Here is a 20,648-nt window from a genome sequence, read left to right on the forward strand (position 1 = left end):
GGTGATTTTACCCTAATAATTAGTGTCAATTATGAAAAAAATAATATTTCTATTTGTTTTAATGCTGTCAATGGCAGCTTTTAATAACAAAGCAAAAGCTTCTCACGCTGCTGGTGTTGAGTTGAGTTTGTCTTGTCTAGGAAATAATCAATACCTGGTTACTTTAAGTTTTTTTAGGGACTGTAGTGGTATTTCTGCTCCTGCAGGTCCGGAACAAGTCGATTTTACCAGCCCCTGCGGTAATACTACCGTGAATATACCGCTTGACACCATGTATGAAGTTTCTCAAATTTGTGATTTACAGATTGGTAATACGACCTGTCAAAATGGTAGTTTGCCTGGTATTGAGAGATATATTTATGAGGGGGTTGTAACTTTATCTCCATGTCCGGCCGGTAACTGGGTTGGTTCATGGTCTTTAAATGCCAGAAACCCAAACAACAATACAAATGGTGGTAATCTTTACATAGAAACTACAATCAATACTAATGTTACACCATGTAACAATTTGCCGGTATTTACGGCAGATCCAATACCGTATTATTGTGCCGGCTCACCAGTTAACTTTAACCCGGGAGTAGTTGAACCGGATGGTGATTCATTAGATTTCTATTTTGGAATGCCGTTAACAAATGCAAATCAACCTATTGTCTATACGGGTGGATATAGTAACACAAACCCATTTCCTGTTCCTGTGACTATAAATAATCAAACAGGGCAAATATCTTTCAATCCTACAGCAGCAATGACATCTTTTCCAAATCCTTTTTGGGTGTTGAAATTCTGTGTGGATGAATACCGAAATGGAGTTTTAATTGGGACTACTTGTAGGGATATTCAATTTAGTATTTTACCGGCTGCTAACTGTGGTAACACACCTCCCTATATGTTAGACCCGGGGATTCAAAACTTTAGCGGTTCAGGAACTCAAATTGATTCGAATTCTATTCAGGCTTGTTATGGTCAGTCTTTCTCGTTTGATATTCAATTTGCTGATTCATTATTGCCGACTCAATTGTTTGGAGATTCTGTAGAGTTGACAACTAACGCGTTATCTGTTTTCCCTAACCTGACAATTACAACTAGTACTAATGCACCCGTTGGTGATACTGCTACAATGCATTTTTCTGGTACAGTTCCGGTAGGAGCACCACCATTCAATGTATTTACAATCTTTGCCTCAGATAATGCCTGCCCGTTATCGGGTATTGCAAGTGTTCAGTTCGATATAACCGCCATACCATCAACGAATACAGGTCCTGATGATACTTTATGTGGTTTCCTAGATACTCTATTCCTCAATCCAATTGGAGGTGATACTTTTACTTGGGAGGTTCTTTCAGGGGACTCGATGATCATGGGACAAAACTTTAGTGATACCACGGGCACTGATGGTGGTAATGTATGGGTAAAACCCACAAATCAAACAACTTATAAAGTTACTTCCAACTTACCGGGCTCGTGTCAAAATACCGACACGATCACTGTTAGTGTTCGCCAAATTGACTTAGGTCCAGATACTATGCTTTGTAGAGGCGATACTTTAACACTCGGTGCAACAGGGACAGTCCCGTGTGGATCAGGAACACCAGTTTACAGTTGGTCTCCTACAACAGGGCTAGATAACCCATCATCGCCCAATCCGGTTCTGACCGTGGGGAGTTCACAACAAACCACAACTTATCAATTGATTTACGATGATGGTTGTGGATGTCAAACTGTCGATAGTATGACTGTTGAAGTTAGTGATGTAGAAGTGCAGAGTTTAGCATGGAATAATCCTAACTGTTTAGATTCTACAGCTTCTATAACCTTGACAGAGCAAGGTGGGTTCCCACCTTATCAATACAGCCTTGACTCACTGACGGGTTATCAGGCGAGCAATCAGTTTAATAATTTACCTATTGGCTATTACAATGGTTATGTTCAGGATTCACTTGGATGTATTTCTCCAGCGGCCTACGATACAATTATCGATCCGGGAGTGGAGTTAGACAGTGCTAAATTGAGTGATGTTACATGCTTTGGAGCCCAAAATGGTGAAATTGAGGTTTTCGCTTCAAGTGGTGCTACACCATATACATACAGTATTGATAGTGGAATGACTTTTCAGGGTAGTCAAACTTTCCCTGGACTTAACCCCGATACATTTAATATTGTAATAGAAGATAATAATGGGTGTAGAACGCTTTCACAAGAAGCAATTATTGAAACTAACAGTGAACTATTTGTCGATTCTATTATCAGTGAAAACCTGAACTGTTTTGAAGATTACACAGGTTCTATTGATGTGTACGCTCATGGCGGAACACCCCCTCTTGAGTACAGTATTGATAATGGAAACACATGGTCTCAATTTGGGTCTTTTGACTCATTATTAGCCGACAATTATGTTGTAATTGTTCGTGACTCCTTCCAGTGTGAAACAGCACCACAGGTTATCAATCTAACGCAGCCTAGCAAAATTGATATCAACTTAACTGTTGAAAACGATACTTGCTTCCAGGCATGTGGCGGACAGGCATCTGCCACTGTGAGTGGAGGTGTTATGCCTTATGCTTTTGATTGGAATGGCTATGGATCTAACAACTCAACTTCATGGAATTTATGTTCAGGTCCTGCTTATGTCCTGGAGATAACAGATGATAATAACTGCGTAGCAGATACAACATTCACAATCTCTGAACCTGACGAGTTGGTTATTGATTCAATAGCTGAACGAGACCTTGAGTGTAATGGAAATAACAATGGTCAGATCCAAATCTTTGCTAGCGGAGGTAGAGTGCCATATTATTACAGTATTGACGGAGGTCAAAGCTTCCAGTCGAGCAATAACTTTACAGGATTAACAGCCGGCACTTACAATGTTGTGGTTCGTGACTCAGCTTACAGATGTCAGGTGCTCGGTGAAGCTAGCCTGATTGAACCATCACCGGTTGAAGTTAGCGTTCCATTTAACGAAAAAACAATTTGTGTAAGTAACTGTATAAACCTATCTGCTTTTGCGAGCGGAGGTACAGGAAGTCAGTACAACTTTGTTTGGACAGGAGCTAGCAGCAATGGTCAGGTTGTGACTGTTTGCCCGGGTCAGGATACAAGCTATGCTGTCTATGCTGAAGATGAAAACGGTTGTGCTTCTAATGTTGAAGTGTTTGAAATCTCAATTCGTGATTCACTTGATGTAGAACTCGAAGATGAAGTAAATATTTGCCCTGGTGAAGAAGCATTCATCAGTGCTATAGGCAGTGGTGGATCAGGTAGTGGTTATCGTTACACATGGTCTCCAATTACCGGATTATCAGGAGGAGTTGGTCAAAGTGTAACAGCTTCACCACAAAGTTCAACAACTTATACAGTAGAACTTACTGATGATTGCGGTTCACCTTCAGTTACTGATACTATTAGAGTTAGCGTTAATCCACTTCCTCAAGTTGATTGGTCTGCAAGAGACACACTGGAAGGTTGTGCACCTTACACGAATCTGCTGACAAACCAAACACAAAATGCTCAATCAGTAAGCTGGAAAATTGGTGAAGAAATTACAGCATCAGGCTTTACTGCTGAGATTATCGACTTACCAGCAGGACAGTATGATGTAACAATGGAAGTAACAACAACTGATGGTTGTGTTGATTCTAAAACCATCAAGAATTACTTCAATGTTATTCAAAACCCGATTGCTGAATTTAGCATGACTCCAAACCCAACAACAATCTTTAACACGATGATTCAATTCCAGGATCAATCGACTGACGATGTTGTTGAGTGGGACTGGGATTTTGCAAGCCTGGGTAGCTCTCAGGAACAAAGTCCTGTATTCCAAATGCCGGTTGAAGGTGACTCTGGTACCTATCCGATTACTCTAACTGTAGAAAATGCAGAAGGATGTACTGATGAAGTTACCAACACCTTGAGAGTAGGTGCTGAGTTTAACCTTTACGTTCCCAACTCATTTACACCAAATGGAGATGGTCTTAATGACATTTTCAAAGCCGAAGCTATTGGAGTAAATCCTGACCGCTTTAGCATGATCATCTTCAACAGATGGGGTGAGGTTGTATTCCAAAGCAATACACTCGATATTGGCTGGAGAGGAACTGTAAATGGTGGAAACCCGGCTCCGGCAGGAAGTTATGTATGGAAAATTACAGCCAACGACATAACCGATGAACGCGATTTTAAAGAACAAACCGGTTATATCAACTTGATTCGATAAATCGGCATAGTAATTGATAATTGAAAACCCTCTTCTTAATTGGAGAGGGTTTTTTTAATGCACTAAAACAATAATTATGAAAAAGTTGAATTTACTTTTACTCTCTGGTGGGTTATTATTGAGCAGTTTAACCTTTGGTCAGAACGCACTCAAAATCAAAAAAACAGATTCAGACACTGCTGATGAAGGAACTGTAAGTTTCTTCTCAAAAGGAAGAAACAGAGTTTTTGAAGGAATAGAGTTCGGATTTACATGGGCAAGTTACACTGAGAACGAGCTCAATACAGATGTTCCAGATGCTATCAAAGGATTTGAAATTGACCCTGCTACATCCATAAACTGGTCAATCAACCCGTTTGAAATGGATGTGAGAATTTTCAAGGAATATGTCAAATTTTCAACTGGACTGGGATATACAGTGAAAAACTTCACGCTCAAAAACAATTACTTCGTTACCAAGCAGAATGATTCTGTAATGGCCTTTGAGCAACAGAATCAGGATTATGCTAAGAACAGGTTCAGAACCGGTTATTTGACAGTCCCGCTAATGTTGCACTTCAATACGAATGAAGATCCGGCAAAAGCCTTTAGATTAGGTGTTGGAGTGTTAGGCGGTATGCGTCTTTTCCAAACGTACCGGGTGAAGTATTTTGATGATGGTCAAAAAGTGAAAACCAATTACAACCGAAATTGGAACACCAATCAATTCACTGCAGACTTGAGGGGTTTAATAGGATATGGCCCAGTTAATTTATTTGCCACTTATTCTGCGGTACCACTTTTTGAAAGTGGAAAAGGACCTGAAATGTACCCGATTACATTTGGAATTAGCTTCGTCAATTCGTTCAAAGATTAAAGAGTGGCCATTTTTCCTTTAATTGACGGTTTTCTTATTTTTGACCTTCCAAAAATTAGATAGGCATGGCAGGACACAGTAAGTGGGCAAACATTAAACATCGAAAAGGGGCGCAGGATAAAAAACGCGCTAAGATCTTTACTCGATTAATCAAGGAGATTACAGTTGCAGTTAAAGAAAGTGGTCCTGAGGAAGAAAGCAATCCACGCCTGAGATTAGCGGTTCAAAATGCCAAGGGCCAAAACATGCCCAAAGACACAATAGAAAGAGCAATCAAAAAAGCAAGTGGTGCTGATGGCGATAACTATACTGAAGTCCATTTTGAAGGCTATGCACCTAACGGAATTGCTGTTGTGGTAGAAACAACCACTGATAATAACAACAGGACTGTTTCAAATGTGCGCTCAATTTTCAATAAGTATGGAGGATCGTTAGGAACTAAAGGTTCTCTGGAGTTTATTTTCGATAGAAAGGGTGTTTTTGAAATCAACCGTGAGAAGCTTGAAGGTAAAGACCTGGAAGAGCTTGAAATGGAGTTGATTGATGCCGGACTCGAAGAGATGGATAAATCTGATGATGAAGTGATCACTTTATACACTTCTTTTGATGATTTTGGCAACATGAACAATAAACTCGAAGAGTTAGACATAGAGGTGAAAAGCGCAGAGGTCCAGCGGATTCCCAACAATACCGAAACGCTTGATGTAGAGAAAGCCAAAAAGGTTCTGAACGTTATTGAAAAATTTGAGGAAGATGATGACGTAAACACAGTTTACCACAACCTCGAACTTACTGATGAACTCCAGCAAGCTCTCGAAGAAGAGTAAGAGAGAATTTATAAAATAACATGAATAAGGAGAAGCTGCTTGGTTTCTCCTTTTTTTTGTTTTTGAAGGCACAAATCCGGATAAATCCAATTCTAATCGGGCTAACTAATCTTACTTTTCTATTTTTACACCGCTATTATAGACATGACGTATGGATAAAAAGATAGAAGAACTCAAGAATAAAATCGAAGAAGCCAAGAAGGGTGGAGGTGAAAAGCGCATTGAGAAACAACACGAGAAAGGGAAACTAACTGCTCGCGAGAGAATTCATTTTTTATTAGATGAAGATTCTTTCGAAGAAATGGGGATGTTAGTAACTCACCGTTCAACAAACTTTGGATTAGATAAACAAAAGTTTTTGGGAGATGGCGTTGTTACGGGTTACGGAACAATTAATGGTCGTCTTGTTTATGTCTTTTCACAGGATTTCACTGTACTTGGTGGTTCACTTGCTGAGGCACACGCTGAAAAAATTGTGAAGATCATGGATCTTGCAATGAAAAATGGCGCGCCATTGATCGGGTTGAATGACTCCGGAGGAGCGAGAATCCAGGAAGGTGTTGTTTCACTAGGTGGTTACGCTGACATCTTCTATCGCAATACAAGAGCATCTGGCGTTATTCCACAGTTGTCTGCAATTATGGGCCCTTGTGCAGGAGGAGCGGTTTACTCTCCGGCTCTGACCGATTTCATCTTCATGGTGGAAAATACTTCTTACATGTTTGTGACCGGACCAAATGTTGTTAAAACGGTGACACACGAAGAAGTTACGGCAGAAGAACTAGGTGGTGCAAGTGCACACGGAACCAAGAGTGGTGTAACACAATTTACAGCTGCTAACGAAATTGAAGCGATCAATCAAATAAAAGAGGTCTTTTCATTCATTCCGCAAAACTGCGAGGAAGAGCCGCCATCTTTACCTTACGAACCGGCTGATGAAATTCGCAAAGAATTGAATGAGATTGTTCCTAATAGCCCAAACCAACCGTATGATATCCGCGAAGTGATCAACGGTACAGTTGACGCAGATTCATTCCTGGAAGTTCACAAAGACTTTGCTGAAAATATCGTAGTTGGTTTTGCCCGTTTGGCAGGGAAAACAATTGGAATTGTAGCAAACCAGCCGGCAGTATTGGCAGGTGTGCTCGATATCAACTCATCTAGAAAAGGCGCGCGATTTGTGCGTTTTTGTGATTCATTCAACATTCCACTATTGACATTTGAAGATGTACCGGGCTTTCTTCCGGGGACTGATCAGGAATGGAATGCGATTATCACGAATGGAGCCAAGTTACTTTATGCATTTAGTGAAGCCACAGTGCCACGTGTAACGGTGATTACGCGTAAGGCCTACGGTGGAGCTTATGACGTAATGAATTCCAAGCACATTGGTGCAGATATGAACTACGCGTGGCCATCGGCTGAGATTGCAGTTATGGGGTCAAAAGGAGCGGCAGAGATTATCTTTAGAAAAGAAATCCAAAATGCTGATGACCCTGAAGCTAAACTCAAAGAAAAAGATGAGGAATACGCTGAAATGTTTGCAAATCCTTACAATGCAGCAGCACGTGGTTACATTGATGAAGTAATTGTTCCGGATAAAACACGTGAAAAACTCATAAAAGCATTTAAAATGCTTGAAAACAAGGTGGATAACCTCCCCAAGAAAAAGCACGGGAATATCCCGCTATAAAACAAGTGGTTCAATAACTCACACAAATGCTTATCTTTCGCCTAAACTATGCTGTTTAAGTACCAAAATATAGCAGTACTGTTTTGGGCGCTTGTACCCATTTTACTTTTCGGTCAGAACCGAAGCCAGCTTACAGAGCAACTCAAGCAGGCTAGCTCCGGCTCTGACCGAATTGCTATCCTCTCAAAAATTGGTCAACTCCATTACGAAAAGGGAAATACTGATAGCGTCTATCATTACGCTGAGTTGATCAGTAAGACTGATCAGGGGCTTGAAGCTTTTGTCAATTCTCAATACCTCAAAGCTTACGGAAAAACTTTAGAAAAAGACAGGGAGGAAGTTTTCTTCTTGTTGGATAAAGTTCAAAAAGCAACCAGAGATAAGAATGATAGCCTGTGGGCTCAAACGCTCTATAAAAGAGCCTACTTCAATTATCAATTCAACGACTTTATATCGGTTTCAAAAGACTTGAGGCTGAGCATGAAACTAGCCGATTCACTCGATCTGGTGAGTCAGCAAGTTGCTTCTCATATTTTAAAAGCAAGTATGCTCGTGAAAATTGGCGAGTTGAATGATGCACTTGAAACAGCCAAGGAGGCAGAGAAGATCAATGCCATTTTGAATGATAAAGCGAATGAAGCTACCATAGATAAACTTCTCGGAAACTGCTATTATCATCTCGGTAAATACGAGCAGTCACTTCAGGCATATTTTCGATCTGCCCGGTATTACGAGAATAAAAAATACATGCTGGAAGCGGCCAATATTTATTCAAACATCGGCACTATTTATCAGAGCCTGAAAAAACTCGACCAGGCAGAATCTTACACGCTAAGGGCAAAAAAGATTTACGCTGAAAATGGCTACAACACAAAAGTGGCCAACAGTTATGTCAATTTGGGCGGTATGTTTACAAAGACAGAGCCCGAGAGAGCTCTTGATTATTTCAATAGCGCTAAAAAAGTATTTGAGAAAAATGCTGATTCTGCAGGTTTGGCTAAAGCATTCAACAACATAGCCAATGTCTATTATTACGAGACAAAGTACAAAGAAGCTCTCGAGTTTTTCAAAAAGTCTCTCGCAATAAATAATTCACTCAACGATCAAAAAGAAGTTTCTCGCTTGCAAACAAACCTCGGCTACACTTACATGATGCTGAACAATAAAACAGAGGCTGAGAAATACTTTAAATCCGGGCTGTCGACAGCTCGCAAAATTGACGGCCTTGCAGAGATTACGGCTTCCATGGAGGGCTTTTCTGATATGCACGCTCATTTCAATGAATATGAGAAAGCTTTGGAATATAAAGATCGCTATATCGCATTTAAAGACTCAATGCTCAATGTCAGGATGAGCGAAAAAATAGCAGAGCTCAGGACCCGTTATGAAACAGAACAAAAAGAAAGTGAGATAAAATCACTCAACAGGGAAAGAGAAATAGATCAACTCAAATTATCTCAGCAAAAAATGGAACTGGAGCAGAGTAGAAACCAAATCATCTACCTGATTATTTTTATTTTACTGAGCTTTTTCGTGTTGTACGGAGCCTATAAAAGAATCTCGATGAAACGAGAAAGAGAGTTTCAAAAAGCAATCATCCATGAACAAAAAGAAGGACTTGAAGCAGTAATCAGTGCTCTCGAAAATGAAAGAAAACGCATTTCTCGGGATCTACACGATGGAGTAGCCCAAACGCTTACCGGACTCAAAATGTCTTTTGAGCGATTCTACGATACACTTCACTTTCAAAACCAAACGCAGCGAAAACGATTTTCTCAATCTATCGAGTATCTCAACGAAGCCTGTGATGAAGTGAGAACCATTTCACACGAAATGATGCCAAAAGGCCTTCAACAATTTGGGTTGATTACTGCTTTGCAAGATATTCTCAGTAATATGTTCAACAACTCAAACATGAGTTTTACGTTCGATTTTTACGGTATGAAAAGCCAGGACAGACTGCCTGAAATGGTTGAACTCAGCGCTTACCGTATCGTTCAGGAATTACTCAACAACATCGTAAAACATTCTGGAGCAAATAAAATCGACATCAACCTCTACCGGAATGAAAAAGACCTCGTCATAACTGTTGAAGACGATGGCAAAGGCTTTTTGCCCGATATCGAAAAAGACGCCAAAAAAGGAAAAGGACTGTTGAATATACGCAGCCGTGCCAATTCGCTCAATGGAGATGTTGGTTTTGAGCCTGGCGCAACAAAAGGTACAATTGCCACTTTAACATTACCTTTGAAAGGTGATGCAAACGATCAGAACCATACTGGCTGATGACCACGAACTCGTGGCTGAAGGTATTAAAAGCCTTCTTGAAGCAGTTCCGCATATTGAAGTTCTTGCTGAGACACGAAACGGAAAAGAACTACTACAATACGCAAAAGCACTCTCGCCTGATGTAGCGCTTGTGGATCTGAACATGCCGGTAATGGACGGTTTTGAAGCCATAAAAATTCTCAAGAGTGAACAACCATCAGTCAAAACGATAGCAATTACCATGTTTGCAGAGAAACCCGTAGCTGATCGAGTTATGGAATTGGGTGCCATGGGTTACGTTTTAAAAAATAGCCCGGTTGAGGAATTAGTTGAGGCAATTGAAAAAGTAAACAATGGAGATACTTATTGTTCTGTAATTAAAACGAGTAAGCGATCTTCAGTAATAAACGAACAACTGACAAAAAGAGAAATCCAAATCATCGCTTTAATTGCAGATGGTAACACAAACCGCGAAATCGCTGAAAAACTCAATATCAGTCACCGCACTGTTGACACTCATCGCACGAATATTATGCGAAAACTCGATATTCACAATTCAGCAGCTTTGGTCAGAACCGCACTGAAAGAGGGTATTATAACACGCGATTAACATTTTTAAAGACTGAAAACGATCAGAATAACTTAAATTTGAAGGAGTGATTAAGCATCCGCAAACAAACTAAAACGTTTATAAATCAAATTGACAAAGTCATAAATAACATGATTATGAAAAAGAAACTATTCATATTACCACTTTTAATAGCTGCATTCTTTGCTTTTACACCAAAGCAGGGAATTGAGATTGGTGAAACAGCAGAAGGACTTCACCACAAAGTAACTGAGCTCGATGGTGATGAAAAAATGCTACGCGAATATCTAAAACCACAGGGATTGCTCGTTGTCTTTTCATGCAATACCTGTCCGTTTGTTGAAGCCTGGGAAGATCGCTACAACGAGATTCACGAAATGGCTAAAAAAGAAGAAATCGGAATGGTATTGATCAACTCGAATGAAGCATTCAGAGGAGATGAAGATTCACCGGAGAACATGAAAGCTCACGCACTGGAAGAAGGTTACACAATGCCTTATGTAATCGATAAAGATCACAAGATTGCTGATGCATTTGGAGCTAAAACAACTCCGCACGTTTTCTTACTCGATAGAAACCTCAAACTCGTTTACAAAGGAGCGATTGATGATAACTACGAAAATAAAGATGAAGTGAAAAAGCAATACCTGAAAGATGCGATCACAGCGATGGCTTCAGGAAAAGAAATTTCACCTCAAACATCAAAAGCGCTCGGCTGCAGTATAAAACGAGTAAAGAAATAAATAGAATTTAATAATTCGAGAACCCCGCAAATTTTTGCGGGGTTTTTTTAATCCCAAAAACACCGTTTCTTTGCCTTCTCATCAATTAAAAATATGAACGTACTTGTAATAGGATCTGGCGGAAGAGAGCATACGCTCGGTTGGGCAGTGAAGAAAAGCCCAAAAGTTGATAACGTAATATTTGCACCCGGTAATGCTGGTACAATGGAAATCGGGCAAAACCTCGATGTTGCACCAACAGATTTTGAAGGTCTCAAAAAAGCTGTTTTAGACAACAATATTGAAATGGTTGTAGTTGGACCTGAGGCACCGTTGGTCGAAGGAGTTGTCGACTTTTTTAAGGCTGATGAAAAGCTGAAAAATGTCGCTATAATCGGACCTGGGAAAGAAGGAGCACAGCTCGAAGGATCAAAGGATTTTTCAAAGGAATTCATGCAGCGAAATCAAATTCCTACTGCTCGCTACAAAACGGTTGATAAGAGCACGATTGATGAAGGCAAAAACTTTTTAAGTTCGCTCAACCCACCATTTGTACTCAAAGCTGACGGACTAGCAGCCGGCAAGGGGGTTCTGATCGTGAAAGAATTGGAAGAAGCTTGCGAGCAGTTAGAAAACATGCTTGATGGTAAGTTTGGTGAGGCCTCTGAAAAAGTTGTGATCGAAGAATTTTTAGACGGAATTGAACTTTCGGTATTTGTTCTCAGTGATGGAAAAGACTTTGTCCTGTTGCCTGAAGCGAAAGATTATAAGCGAATTGGCGAGGGCGATACAGGCCTCAACACTGGCGGAATGGGAGCAGTTTCGCCTGTTCCTTTTGCCGATGATCAGTTTCTCGAAAAAGTGAAAAACCGCATCATCATTCCAACGATTGACGGTTTGCGCATTGAAGGAATCGATTATAAGGGTTTCATCTTCGTTGGGTTAATGAATGTTGGCGGAGATCCATATGTTGTGGAGTACAATGCCAGGTTGGGCGATCCTGAGACTGAAGCGATTTTGCCTAGAGTAAAAACTGACCTGGTAGAGCTTTTTGAAGCAGTTAATGGTCAGAACCTGGGCGAAATGACTTGCGAGATTGATGATAAAGCAGCAGTCTCTGTGGTGCTCGTTTCAGGAGGTTATCCTGAGAAATACGAGAAGGGAAAAGTTATTAGCGGCTTAGAAGAAGATGGTGATGAGCTCATTTTCCATGCAGGAACGAAGCGCGATGGTGATGATGTTTTAACAGCCGGAGGTCGCGTAATCGCTGTAACAGCCCTCGAAAAATCAACTGAAAAGGCATTACAGAAGGCAATGGAAAGGGCTGAAAAAATCAACTTCGATAAAAAGTATTACCGAACTGATATCGGGAAAGATCTATTGTAAATAAAAAAGGCTGATTTGGAAGAATCAGCCTTATAATATTATCCTTGATGGAACGATCTTACATCAACGTTCCGTTTTGTTTAGCTTCTTTGTTGTACTTCTGTTGCATAACTACCCATCCGGTTAGCACAACTGCGATCAACACGATGAAAAACCAGTTGACATAATTGTTTCCTGCTTTGAGGAGTTCAAAAGTAAGTGTGACTAAATCGCCAATTCCGTAAATCAATTCGTTCCAGGTCATAGCTTAAAATTTCGTGCTTTTGTGGCAAAAATAGCCAAAAAAACGTCAAATCCATTTTTGAATGGAATAGTTTTTTGCGGTTCTGACCAATGAGCTGCTGTATTTCTAAAAGTCTGCTTTTCTTTGTGGTCATGACAGCCAATTTTTTCAAGACGAGTCAGCCCGCAACATTTTTCCTGGCGCCACTTATTGTAGTGGTCACAAGACTTGCTTTTTTTGGCGATGTTGATTTTGATCACGATCACTGGTATTCAACTCCGCTCTATCAAAAAGTATTCAATTGGGTATTGTTTGCTCCCTGGTTTGAATGGTTACTTGCCACGGTAATGGTAATTGTACAGGGTTTTTTGTTCAACGCGATTATCAATGCTCGCGGACTACTAGAGCGAGTAAATAGTTTGCCGTTGATCGCTTACATGATCATGGCTTCGTTTTTTGCTGAGCAACTGTATGTTTCTCCGGCATTAATCGCTAATTTCTTTTTGCTTTTTTCTATGAAGAAAGTGCTCGAGTTGCCTCAACAAGTCAACACGCGAGGAAAAGCTTTTGATGCTGCATTTTACGTGGGAATTGGTTCTCTGTTTTATGCTCCGGCACTTTGTGCTTTTGTTATGGTGATTGCAGGACTCGCATATTTCAAGTCTTTTGTTTGGCGCGATTACTTTATAACATTGATTGGCGCTGTAACTCCCTGGTTGTTTTATTATGCGTTCATTTATATTACGGACGCAAATTGGGAAACTCCTTTTCAGATAAATGACTCTGTAATTCATGAAATCAGTCTGTTCGAAGGAGCAACAGTTGTATTGGCGGTTGAATTGTCCTTGATTCTAGTATTTATTCTTCCTTCTTTTTTCAAAAGTGTTCGATTGAATATCGTCAGAGTCAGAAAAAGTTATTTGCTCTTGTTTTGGTGGATGATACTGGTTTTGTTGAGTTGGTATATTTTCAATGTACAAACACATCAACAGCTCAATTTGATGGTAGCTCCATTGGCAATCATGATTGCAAATTATTTCTATTACGCTAGAATTGTATGGATGCGTGAATTGTTGTTCTACCTTTTAATTGCTTTAGCTTTATTCAATACGTGGTTTGTGAATTGAATTGGTATATTTGAGTTTTACCATTTCAATTGTTCACCATGTACTTAACCAGATTAACATCATTCATAGTATTCTTATTTATATTCAATGTTGCTAATTCCCAGTCAATTCAACAAGCTCGAGATCTCACCGTGGGGTCAAAATCAATTGAATTTGATGTGCATTGTGTTGAGGCAAGTGACGGATCAATGTACTGCCTCACTACTTCCGGTACAAATACAGCGCAAGATAATGGGTTAAAGACTGATACTGCTTATGGCGGAGCAGATTATTGGCTCTATAAGTTAGATGAAAACGGCAACTTTTTGTGGGATCGCACTTTTGGAGGTGGTGAATTTGATCGAGCAAAAGATATTGTAATTCATGACAATCATCTTTTTTTATTAGGAGATAGCGAATCAGCAGTTTCTGGTAATAAAACATCAATAAACAAAGGCGATGGCGATTATTGGATAGTAAAAACTGACTTACAGGGAAACAAGTTGTGGGACGTGTCTATTGGAGCTGATACTCTAGAGTATTTATTTAAAGGCTTAATTACAAACGACAACCAATTGCTACTTTGTGGTCACTCCTTCTCATCACTTTGAGGTGACAAAACGGAGCCGACTATTGGAGGAATTGATATTTGGCTGGTGAAAGTGAATACTGAAGATGGAACGTTTGAATGGAATAAAACCTTAGGCGGCACCGGAGATGATGTGCCAAAATCTTTATCTCAGGATTCATTGGGGAATTACTTACTGGCTTGTACATCTAACTCTCCTCAAGGTTTAGGTAAAACAGCTCAAAGATACGGAGGGTCAGATTTTTGGTTGCTCAAACTCGACTCTAATGCGAATAAGGTTGAGGATTTTTCTTTTGGAGGAAGTGGGTTTGAGACTGAAATACGTATGACTAGAAATGGTAATAAAACCTACCTGATAGGTTATTCTTCTTCTACATTCTCAGGAAACAAAACTGTTTCTGTGGTTGGAAGTGGCGATTACTGGTTGCTCCAATTAGATGAAAATTTTGAAATTGACTGGCAAATATCTCTTGGTGGTGACCAAAGTGGAGAAGACTTTAACAGTGAGATTATAGCTTCAGGGGATAATGATATTTACGTTATAGGTTCTTCTAATGCTTTACCTGGTACCGGCAATATTGGTAATAACCCAGAATACGGGGATATGGATTATGTAGTTTTCAACCTCGATACTCTAGGCAATATTGACTGGACCTTTAGAACAGGAGGAAGTGGAAATGATTTTAATACAGAAGCTATACTGCTTGATAATAATCAGCTTTTCATTGCTGGTCGATCAACTTCAGGGGCTTCAGGGATGAAGTCAGAGCCGGCCTATGGTCAATTGGCTTGTTTGGCTTGATGTTCCTTTGTTCATCAATGAAAAGATTGGCTTATCTGAAAACAAAGTGTCGATTTTTCCAAATCCTTCAAGTGACTTTCTGAAGTTTGAATTGAATAATGAAACCAATTTTACAAGTTGGGAAATTGTATCGCTTTCAGGAAGAATCATCATAACAGGAAAAATCAAAAGCGGCTACAATTCAATCAATCTAACTGATATTTCACGGGGGACATACCTTCTCAACTTGAAAACGGAAAATGGTGTTCTGAACAAAAAAATTGTAAGACAGTAGAGTCATTTTCATAAATACAAGTTCAGTGTTGAAGCTCTAAAAAAACATCTACCTTTGCACCATTCTTTAAAAACTGGAAAAAATGAAGTTTGGAGTAGTCACTTTCCCGGGATCTAACTGTGATCAGGACATGGTTTACACACTGCGCAACATCATGGAGCAGGAGGTTGTTGAACTTTGGCACAAGGATACCGATTTGCAAGGTGTTGATTTTGTCGTATTACCCGGTGGGTTCTCTTATGGTGACTACCTCAGATCAGGAGCCATTGCCCAGTTTTCTCCCATCATGGAAAAGGTGATCGAGTTTGCGAATAATGGCGGATATGTACTCGGTATTTGCAACGGCTTCCAGATCTTATGCGAAACAGGCATTTTGCCGGGAGCTTTGCTTCACAATGAAAACCAGCGCTTCATCTGCAAAAATGTTTACCTCAAAGCATCTACAAGTAAATCGCTTGTTACGGCTAATGCCGATTTACACAAAGCTTATAAAATTCCAATCGCGCATGCTGAAGGTCGTTACTTCATCGACAATGAAGGACTTCAAAAACTGAAAGATAACGATCAGATCCTTTATCAGTACTGCGATAAAGATGGTCACATCACGCCAGATGCCAATCCAAATGGATCGGTAGATAACATTGCCGGTGTAACCAATGAAAAACGTAACGTATTTGGCATGATGCCTCACCCTGAGCGAGCTGCTGATGAAGCACTCGGAAATACAGAAGGCAAACTCATGTTCGACTCCATTTTAGAGCAGGTTCAGTAAAAATAGTGTTAGAAAAACTTAGTAGCTGACCATTCAGCTGCTTAGTGACTCTTACATCCACGCACTTGCTGCGGGACGATCGACTGCTAGAAATTCGAGCAAGGTTGCCGTCAGCCTTGATCTTTCAGTTTTTTGGATCAAGCCAAAAAACAATAAAAATTCAGTGAAGCGAGCTTGATGAGTATTTCAATTACCAAAAAGATACACTGTATTTCAAAGATTATTTGATTATTACTTCATGCGGATTGCTAATTTTGGCTTCATGCAATTCATTGATACGCATACACACATTTATTTGGAGGACTTCAAAGAGGATTTCTCTGAAATAATTTCGAAGGCAAAAGAGGAAAATGTCAAAAAGTTTTTTCTCCCTAACATCGATGCCAAAACCATCAAAGATGTAAGAGCACTCTACGAGTCAGATCCAAAAACTTATTATCCAATGGCCGGTTTGCATCCCTGTTCAGTAAAAGAAGACTGGCAGGAACAATTAGATCAGCTTCGGTCAGAGCTCGACACGGGTGACTACATAGCCGTTGGTGAAATTGGGATGGATCTGTACTGGGAAAAGAAATTCAAACCCGAACAGGAAAAAGCATTTCTCGAACAGGCTTCATGGGCTAAAGAAAAAGGACTGCCTATCGTTATTCATGTGCGAAATGCCTTTGACGAACTCTTTGAGTTAGTCGATCAAATCAATGACGATAAGCTTTACGGGATTTTCCACTGTTTTACAGGAACAAACGAGCAGGCGAAAAAAATCCTCAACTACGGAGGATTCAAGTTGGGAATTGGCGGAGTTGTTACGTTCAAAAACGCGAAGTTAGATAAGGCTCTGACCGATATTCCTTTGGAAAATATAGTTTTGGAAACCGATGCACCTTATCTGGCTCCTCATCCAAATCGCGGAAAGCGTAACGAGCCATCATATATACCACTGATCGCTCAAAAAATGGCTGAGATTCACGATGTCAGCATCGAGGAAGTGGCACGCATAACAACGCAAAACGCAAAAGAAGTTTTTGGAATTGACGAATAAAAAGCCGCACATATTAGTTATTTACACCGGTGGAACAATCGGGATGGTGGAGGAAACGGGAAGTAGAGTTCTGCGTCCATTTGATTTCACGCACCTCACTCGTCAAATTCCCGAGCTCAACAAGCTCGATTATGTCATAAACACCATCGCACTCGACAATCCGGTAGATAGCTCGAATATGAACCCGGTCATTTGGCTCGGACTGGCACGGATTATCGAAGAAAATTATGCAGATTACGATGGGTTTGTCGTTCTGCACGGTAGTGATACCATGTCTTACACGGCATCAGCATTGAGTTTTATTCTCGAAAACCTGGATAAGCCCGTGATTTTAACCGGTTCGCAATTGCCAATTGGTGTGATCAGGACTGATGGCAAAGAGAATTTCCTTACCGCTGTAGAAATTGCCGGAGCTCGTGATGAAGAAGATAGGCCAATGGTACCGGAGGTTTGTATTTACTTCGAGTATAAATTGTACCGTGGAAACCGATCTCACAAATACAGCGCTGAAAACTTCCAGGCTTTCAACTCACCCAACTACCCGATTTTAGCTGAGGCGGGAGTTTCTATCAAATATTACAAAGAGAATATTGCCGGTTACAACGTTGAAGATTTGGTTGTCAATAATGTCTTCAACTCTGATGTAACGGTTTTACATATTTTTCCGGGTCTCAATGAAGAAGTCGTTCGCTGCATTTTGCTCAACGAAGCTGTGCGCGGAGTAATTCTCCACACTTACGGAGCCGGTAATGCGCCCACATTCCCGTGGTTCATCGATTTGTTAAAAGAAGCCGTTGATCAGGGTAAATTGCTTTACAATGTTTCACAGTGTCAAACAGGAAGTGTTGATCAAACGCGTTATGAAACGGGAAAAGCACTCAAAGATTTAGGAGTAGTAAGCGGGAAAGACATTACTTTAGAAGCCGCTATTACGAAAATGATGTACCTCCTTGGACACAACTTAGATGACGAAGAAATAATCTATTATCTCAGTAACCCGTTGCGCGGTGAAATGATGTCAGGAGCCTATTACCTATGAGTCAAAAGAAGCTTATACATATTGTTCTGGTCGTTTTGGGCTTTATCATGTACGCTCAAACAACGAGCTATGAATACGCTCTCGATGACAAGATGGTCATCACGAACAATCAAATTACCCGCCAGGGATTTGAAGGTATTTCAAAACATTTCCAGCACGATGCAATGGATGGCTTTTGGGCATCAGAATACGGTATTCCGGTTGAAGAGCTCAACGACAAATCACGAGTGTCTGGTGGCAGGTATAGGCCTTTGACATTGACAACTCACAGCATTGAATGGGCACTTTTTGGTCAGAACCCGGGAGTGAGCCACACCGTAAATGCATTGCTTTACGGATTGTTAGGCCTCTTGATTTTCATGTGGCTGAGAGCACTTTTTAAGGAAGAAGAAACCGATCCGCTCAAAACCGTTTCCTTTTGGGCAACTGTCTTGTTTTTAGTTCACCCTTTACACACTGAGGTTGTAGCGAATATTAAAGGACGCGATGAAATACTCAGTATGCTCTTTGCCGTTTTCGCAGCATTCAAACTCATCAAAGGGTTTGATACAAAAAAGAGCAAAGAAATTTGGATCGGTGCCGGACTTATGTTTTTGAGTTTATTGTCAAAAGAAACGGCAGCTCCAATGGTTGGCGTTGTTCCTGTTAGTTTGTGGTTTTTCAGAAACTCAACTGTAAAAGAAATCATACAGGTTTCGTGGCAACCGCTCGCTCTAGCGTTGCTTTACATTCTTATTCGCAGTAGCGTTGTCAATCCATCACCTTCAGAACCTACAGAGTTGATGAACAATCCGTTCGTCAATGCCAGCGGGTCACAAAAATGGGCCACAATCTTTTTGACAGTAGCAGCTTATGTGAAATTGTTGTTTTGGCCCAATCCGCTCACGCATGATTACTACCCTTATCATTTACCATTCATCGATGCGGAACAGCGATATGCTGAAATGTCGCATCCAGCAGCGCTGCTCGGTTTGGCTCTGACCGCAACTTTAGCGATTTGGAGTTTGTGGGGAATTGTAAAAAGAAAGAAAAGTGCATTTGGAGCCATATTTTTTGTGGCTACATTCATACTGGTAAGTAATCTGTTATTCCCCATTGGCGTATTCATGAACGAACGTTTTATGTTCATGCCTAGTCTCGGTTTCGCAATAGCAGTCGTTTGGTTTGGGAAAAAGCTAATTGAGGAAAAACAATCCGTGGCGATCGCAGCAAAAGGGTTGTTAGTAGTGGCGATTGCAGGCTTTGCCATTTTGACTTTCGGTCGGAACCCGGCCTGGCGGAATGACCAAACCCTGGCTCTGACCGATGTAGAAGTGAGTGACGGTAGTGCCAAAGCGCACATGGCTGCTGGCGATGCTTTGCTGAAAAGGATTAGAGAAGAAAAAAATCAGCAGAAGAAAAACGAGATGATCAATGAGGCTTTTCAACACCTTCAAACCTCATTGAATATTTATCCCGGCTATTTTCCACCGCTCGATTTAATGGCTCAGGTGTATTTTCATGCCGGTAATTATACCCAATCAGCAAAGCTCTACAAACAATGTGCTGATAGGAAGCCCGGGAAGTACCAGTTCGTAAAAAACATCATCGCCTGCGCATCCCGACTCAAACAAGATGAGCAATACCAAAAAGCTGTTGAGGTTTATGATATTGCCCTTTCGGTTGATCCATCAAATACTGATGCACTTCAGCAGGGAGCTGAGGTTTATGCGAGAAACCTGGGGAATATTTCTGCGGCTAAAAACATGCTGGAAAGAGCGTTGAGTGTTGCCCCAAATGATCCACAATTATTACAAAAAATGGGAATTGTCTATGCTATGAGTGGAAATCCGGGAGAAGCAATTGGTTATTTTGAAAAAGCAATGCAGCTCGCTCCTAATGATGCATCGATAGTCAAAAACACCGGTGTGACTTACATGCAGCTTGGTAATCGCGAAAAAGGACAGGCTTTACTCAACAGAGCAAAACAATTAAAGTCCCCAACCGCACAATAGATGTAACCGTAGTAGGTTAAAAGATTTTCAGAATCGAAACCCGATACACTTTGTTGTTTTAAAAAATTTGTAGTTTAGTGGCGCTTTTTAGGCGTAGAAACCTATGTATTTAAATGTAAAGGAGAGGTGCCAGAGTGGTCGATCGGGCTCGCCTGGAAAGCGAGTGTACCTTCACGGGTACCGAGGGTTCGAATCCCTCTCTCTCCGCTCAGTGTAATATTGAGCTTGAAAAAACGTAATTAATTTAAACCAG

The 20,648-nt window shown here is 40.6% G+C and carries 17 protein-coding genes and 1 tRNA gene; 17 read left to right on the plus strand and 1 reads right to left on the minus strand.

The genetic code is table 11. The features are described 5' to 3' along the window. Positions 1–31 precede the first annotated feature (31 nt). The 8 genes from F3059_RS11135 to purD all read left to right on the plus strand — a co-directional run bounded on the left by F3059_RS11135 (position 32) and on the right by purD (position 12,557). On the plus strand, positions 32–4,216 hold the full coding sequence (locus tag F3059_RS11135) for a T9SS type B sorting domain-containing protein (protein ID WP_151169244.1): 4,185 nt from the start codon (positions 32–34) through the stop codon (positions 4,214–4,216). Between the two features lie 76 nt (positions 4,217–4,292). Further along, positions 4,293–5,072 carry an outer membrane beta-barrel protein gene (locus F3059_RS11140; protein WP_151169246.1) on the plus strand — a complete coding sequence of 260 codons (780 nt, stop codon included), beginning with the start codon at positions 4,293–4,295 and terminating at the stop codon, positions 5,070–5,072. Positions 5,073–5,137: 65 nt separating this feature from the next. After that, on the plus strand, positions 5,138–5,899 hold the full coding sequence (locus tag F3059_RS11145; RefSeq protein WP_151169247.1) for a YebC/PmpR family DNA-binding transcriptional regulator: 762 nt from the start codon (positions 5,138–5,140) through the stop codon (positions 5,897–5,899). Positions 5,900–6,050: 151 nt separating this feature from the next. After that, complete coding sequence (locus tag F3059_RS11150; RefSeq protein ID WP_151169249.1) at positions 6,051–7,592, plus strand: acyl-CoA carboxylase subunit beta; 1,542 nt, start codon at positions 6,051–6,053, stop codon at positions 7,590–7,592. A gap of 48 nt (positions 7,593–7,640) precedes the next feature. Beyond that, complete coding sequence (locus F3059_RS11155; protein WP_151169251.1) at positions 7,641–9,878, plus strand: ATP-binding protein; 2,238 nt, start codon at positions 7,641–7,643, stop codon at positions 9,876–9,878. Next, positions 9,850–10,470 (plus strand): response regulator, encoded by a 621-nt coding sequence (locus F3059_RS11160; protein ID WP_151169253.1) that lies wholly within the window; start codon positions 9,850–9,852, stop codon positions 10,468–10,470. The genes F3059_RS11155 and F3059_RS11160 overlap by 29 nt, the downstream gene beginning before the upstream one ends. A gap of 116 nt (positions 10,471–10,586) precedes the next feature. After that, on the plus strand, positions 10,587–11,192 hold the full coding sequence (locus F3059_RS11165) for a thioredoxin family protein (protein WP_170265158.1): 606 nt from the start codon (positions 10,587–10,589) through the stop codon (positions 11,190–11,192). A gap of 93 nt (positions 11,193–11,285) precedes the next feature. Further along, positions 11,286–12,557: a phosphoribosylamine--glycine ligase gene (gene purD, locus F3059_RS11170; protein WP_151169257.1), complete on the plus strand. Its 1,272-nt coding sequence runs from the start codon at positions 11,286–11,288 to the stop codon at positions 12,555–12,557. A 58-nt stretch (positions 12,558–12,615) separates the two neighbouring features. Here the strand turns inward: purD and F3059_RS11175 are convergent, their stop codons facing one another. Next, a complete protein-coding gene (locus F3059_RS11175) occupies positions 12,616–12,801 on the minus strand; it encodes a hypothetical protein (protein WP_151169259.1) in 186 nt (61 codons plus the stop codon). A 131-nt stretch (positions 12,802–12,932) separates the two neighbouring features. Between F3059_RS11175 and F3059_RS11180 the strand changes: the two genes are divergently transcribed. From F3059_RS11180 to F3059_RS11220, 9 genes are all read left to right on the plus strand, one after another. After that, the gene (locus F3059_RS11180; RefSeq protein ID WP_151169261.1) at positions 12,933–13,907 is read left to right on the plus strand and encodes a DUF6427 family protein; all 975 of its coding nucleotides are present in this window, start codon (positions 12,933–12,935) and stop codon (positions 13,905–13,907) included. Positions 13,908–13,945: 38 nt separating this feature from the next. Then, positions 13,946–14,497, plus strand: a complete 552-nt coding sequence (locus F3059_RS11185) for a hypothetical protein (protein WP_151169263.1) — start codon at positions 13,946–13,948, stop codon at positions 14,495–14,497. A 45-nt stretch (positions 14,498–14,542) separates the two neighbouring features. Further along, complete coding sequence (locus F3059_RS11190) at positions 14,543–15,277, plus strand: hypothetical protein (RefSeq protein ID WP_151169265.1); 735 nt, start codon at positions 14,543–14,545, stop codon at positions 15,275–15,277. Further along, positions 15,252–15,551, plus strand: a complete 300-nt coding sequence (locus F3059_RS11195; protein ID WP_151169267.1) for a T9SS type A sorting domain-containing protein — start codon at positions 15,252–15,254, stop codon at positions 15,549–15,551. The genes F3059_RS11190 and F3059_RS11195 overlap by 26 nt, the downstream gene beginning before the upstream one ends. Positions 15,552–15,633: 82 nt before the next feature. Next, positions 15,634–16,323: a phosphoribosylformylglycinamidine synthase subunit PurQ gene (gene purQ / locus F3059_RS11200; RefSeq protein ID WP_151169268.1), complete on the plus strand. Its 690-nt coding sequence runs from the start codon at positions 15,634–15,636 to the stop codon at positions 16,321–16,323. A gap of 262 nt (positions 16,324–16,585) precedes the next feature. Beyond that, positions 16,586–17,362 carry a TatD family hydrolase gene (locus F3059_RS11205; RefSeq protein ID WP_151169270.1) on the plus strand — a complete coding sequence of 259 codons (777 nt, stop codon included), beginning with the start codon at positions 16,586–16,588 and terminating at the stop codon, positions 17,360–17,362. Beyond that, on the plus strand, positions 17,346–18,401 hold the full coding sequence (locus F3059_RS11210; protein ID WP_317132367.1) for an asparaginase: 1,056 nt from the start codon (positions 17,346–17,348) through the stop codon (positions 18,399–18,401). The genes F3059_RS11205 and F3059_RS11210 overlap by 17 nt, the downstream gene beginning before the upstream one ends. Beyond that, positions 18,398–20,395, plus strand: coding sequence for a tetratricopeptide repeat protein (locus F3059_RS11215; RefSeq protein ID WP_151169272.1), 1,998 nt, complete (start codon positions 18,398–18,400; stop codon positions 20,393–20,395). Before F3059_RS11210 ends, F3059_RS11215 begins: the two co-directional genes overlap by 4 nt. A gap of 120 nt (positions 20,396–20,515) precedes the next feature. Continuing rightward, positions 20,516–20,602: transfer RNA gene (locus tag F3059_RS11220), tRNA-Ser, on the plus strand. Positions 20,603–20,648 lie beyond the last annotated feature (46 nt).

Source organism: Salibacter halophilus (assembly GCF_008806325.1).
Classification (GTDB): Bacteria; Bacteroidota; Bacteroidia; order Flavobacteriales_G; family Salibacteraceae; genus Salibacter; species Salibacter halophilus.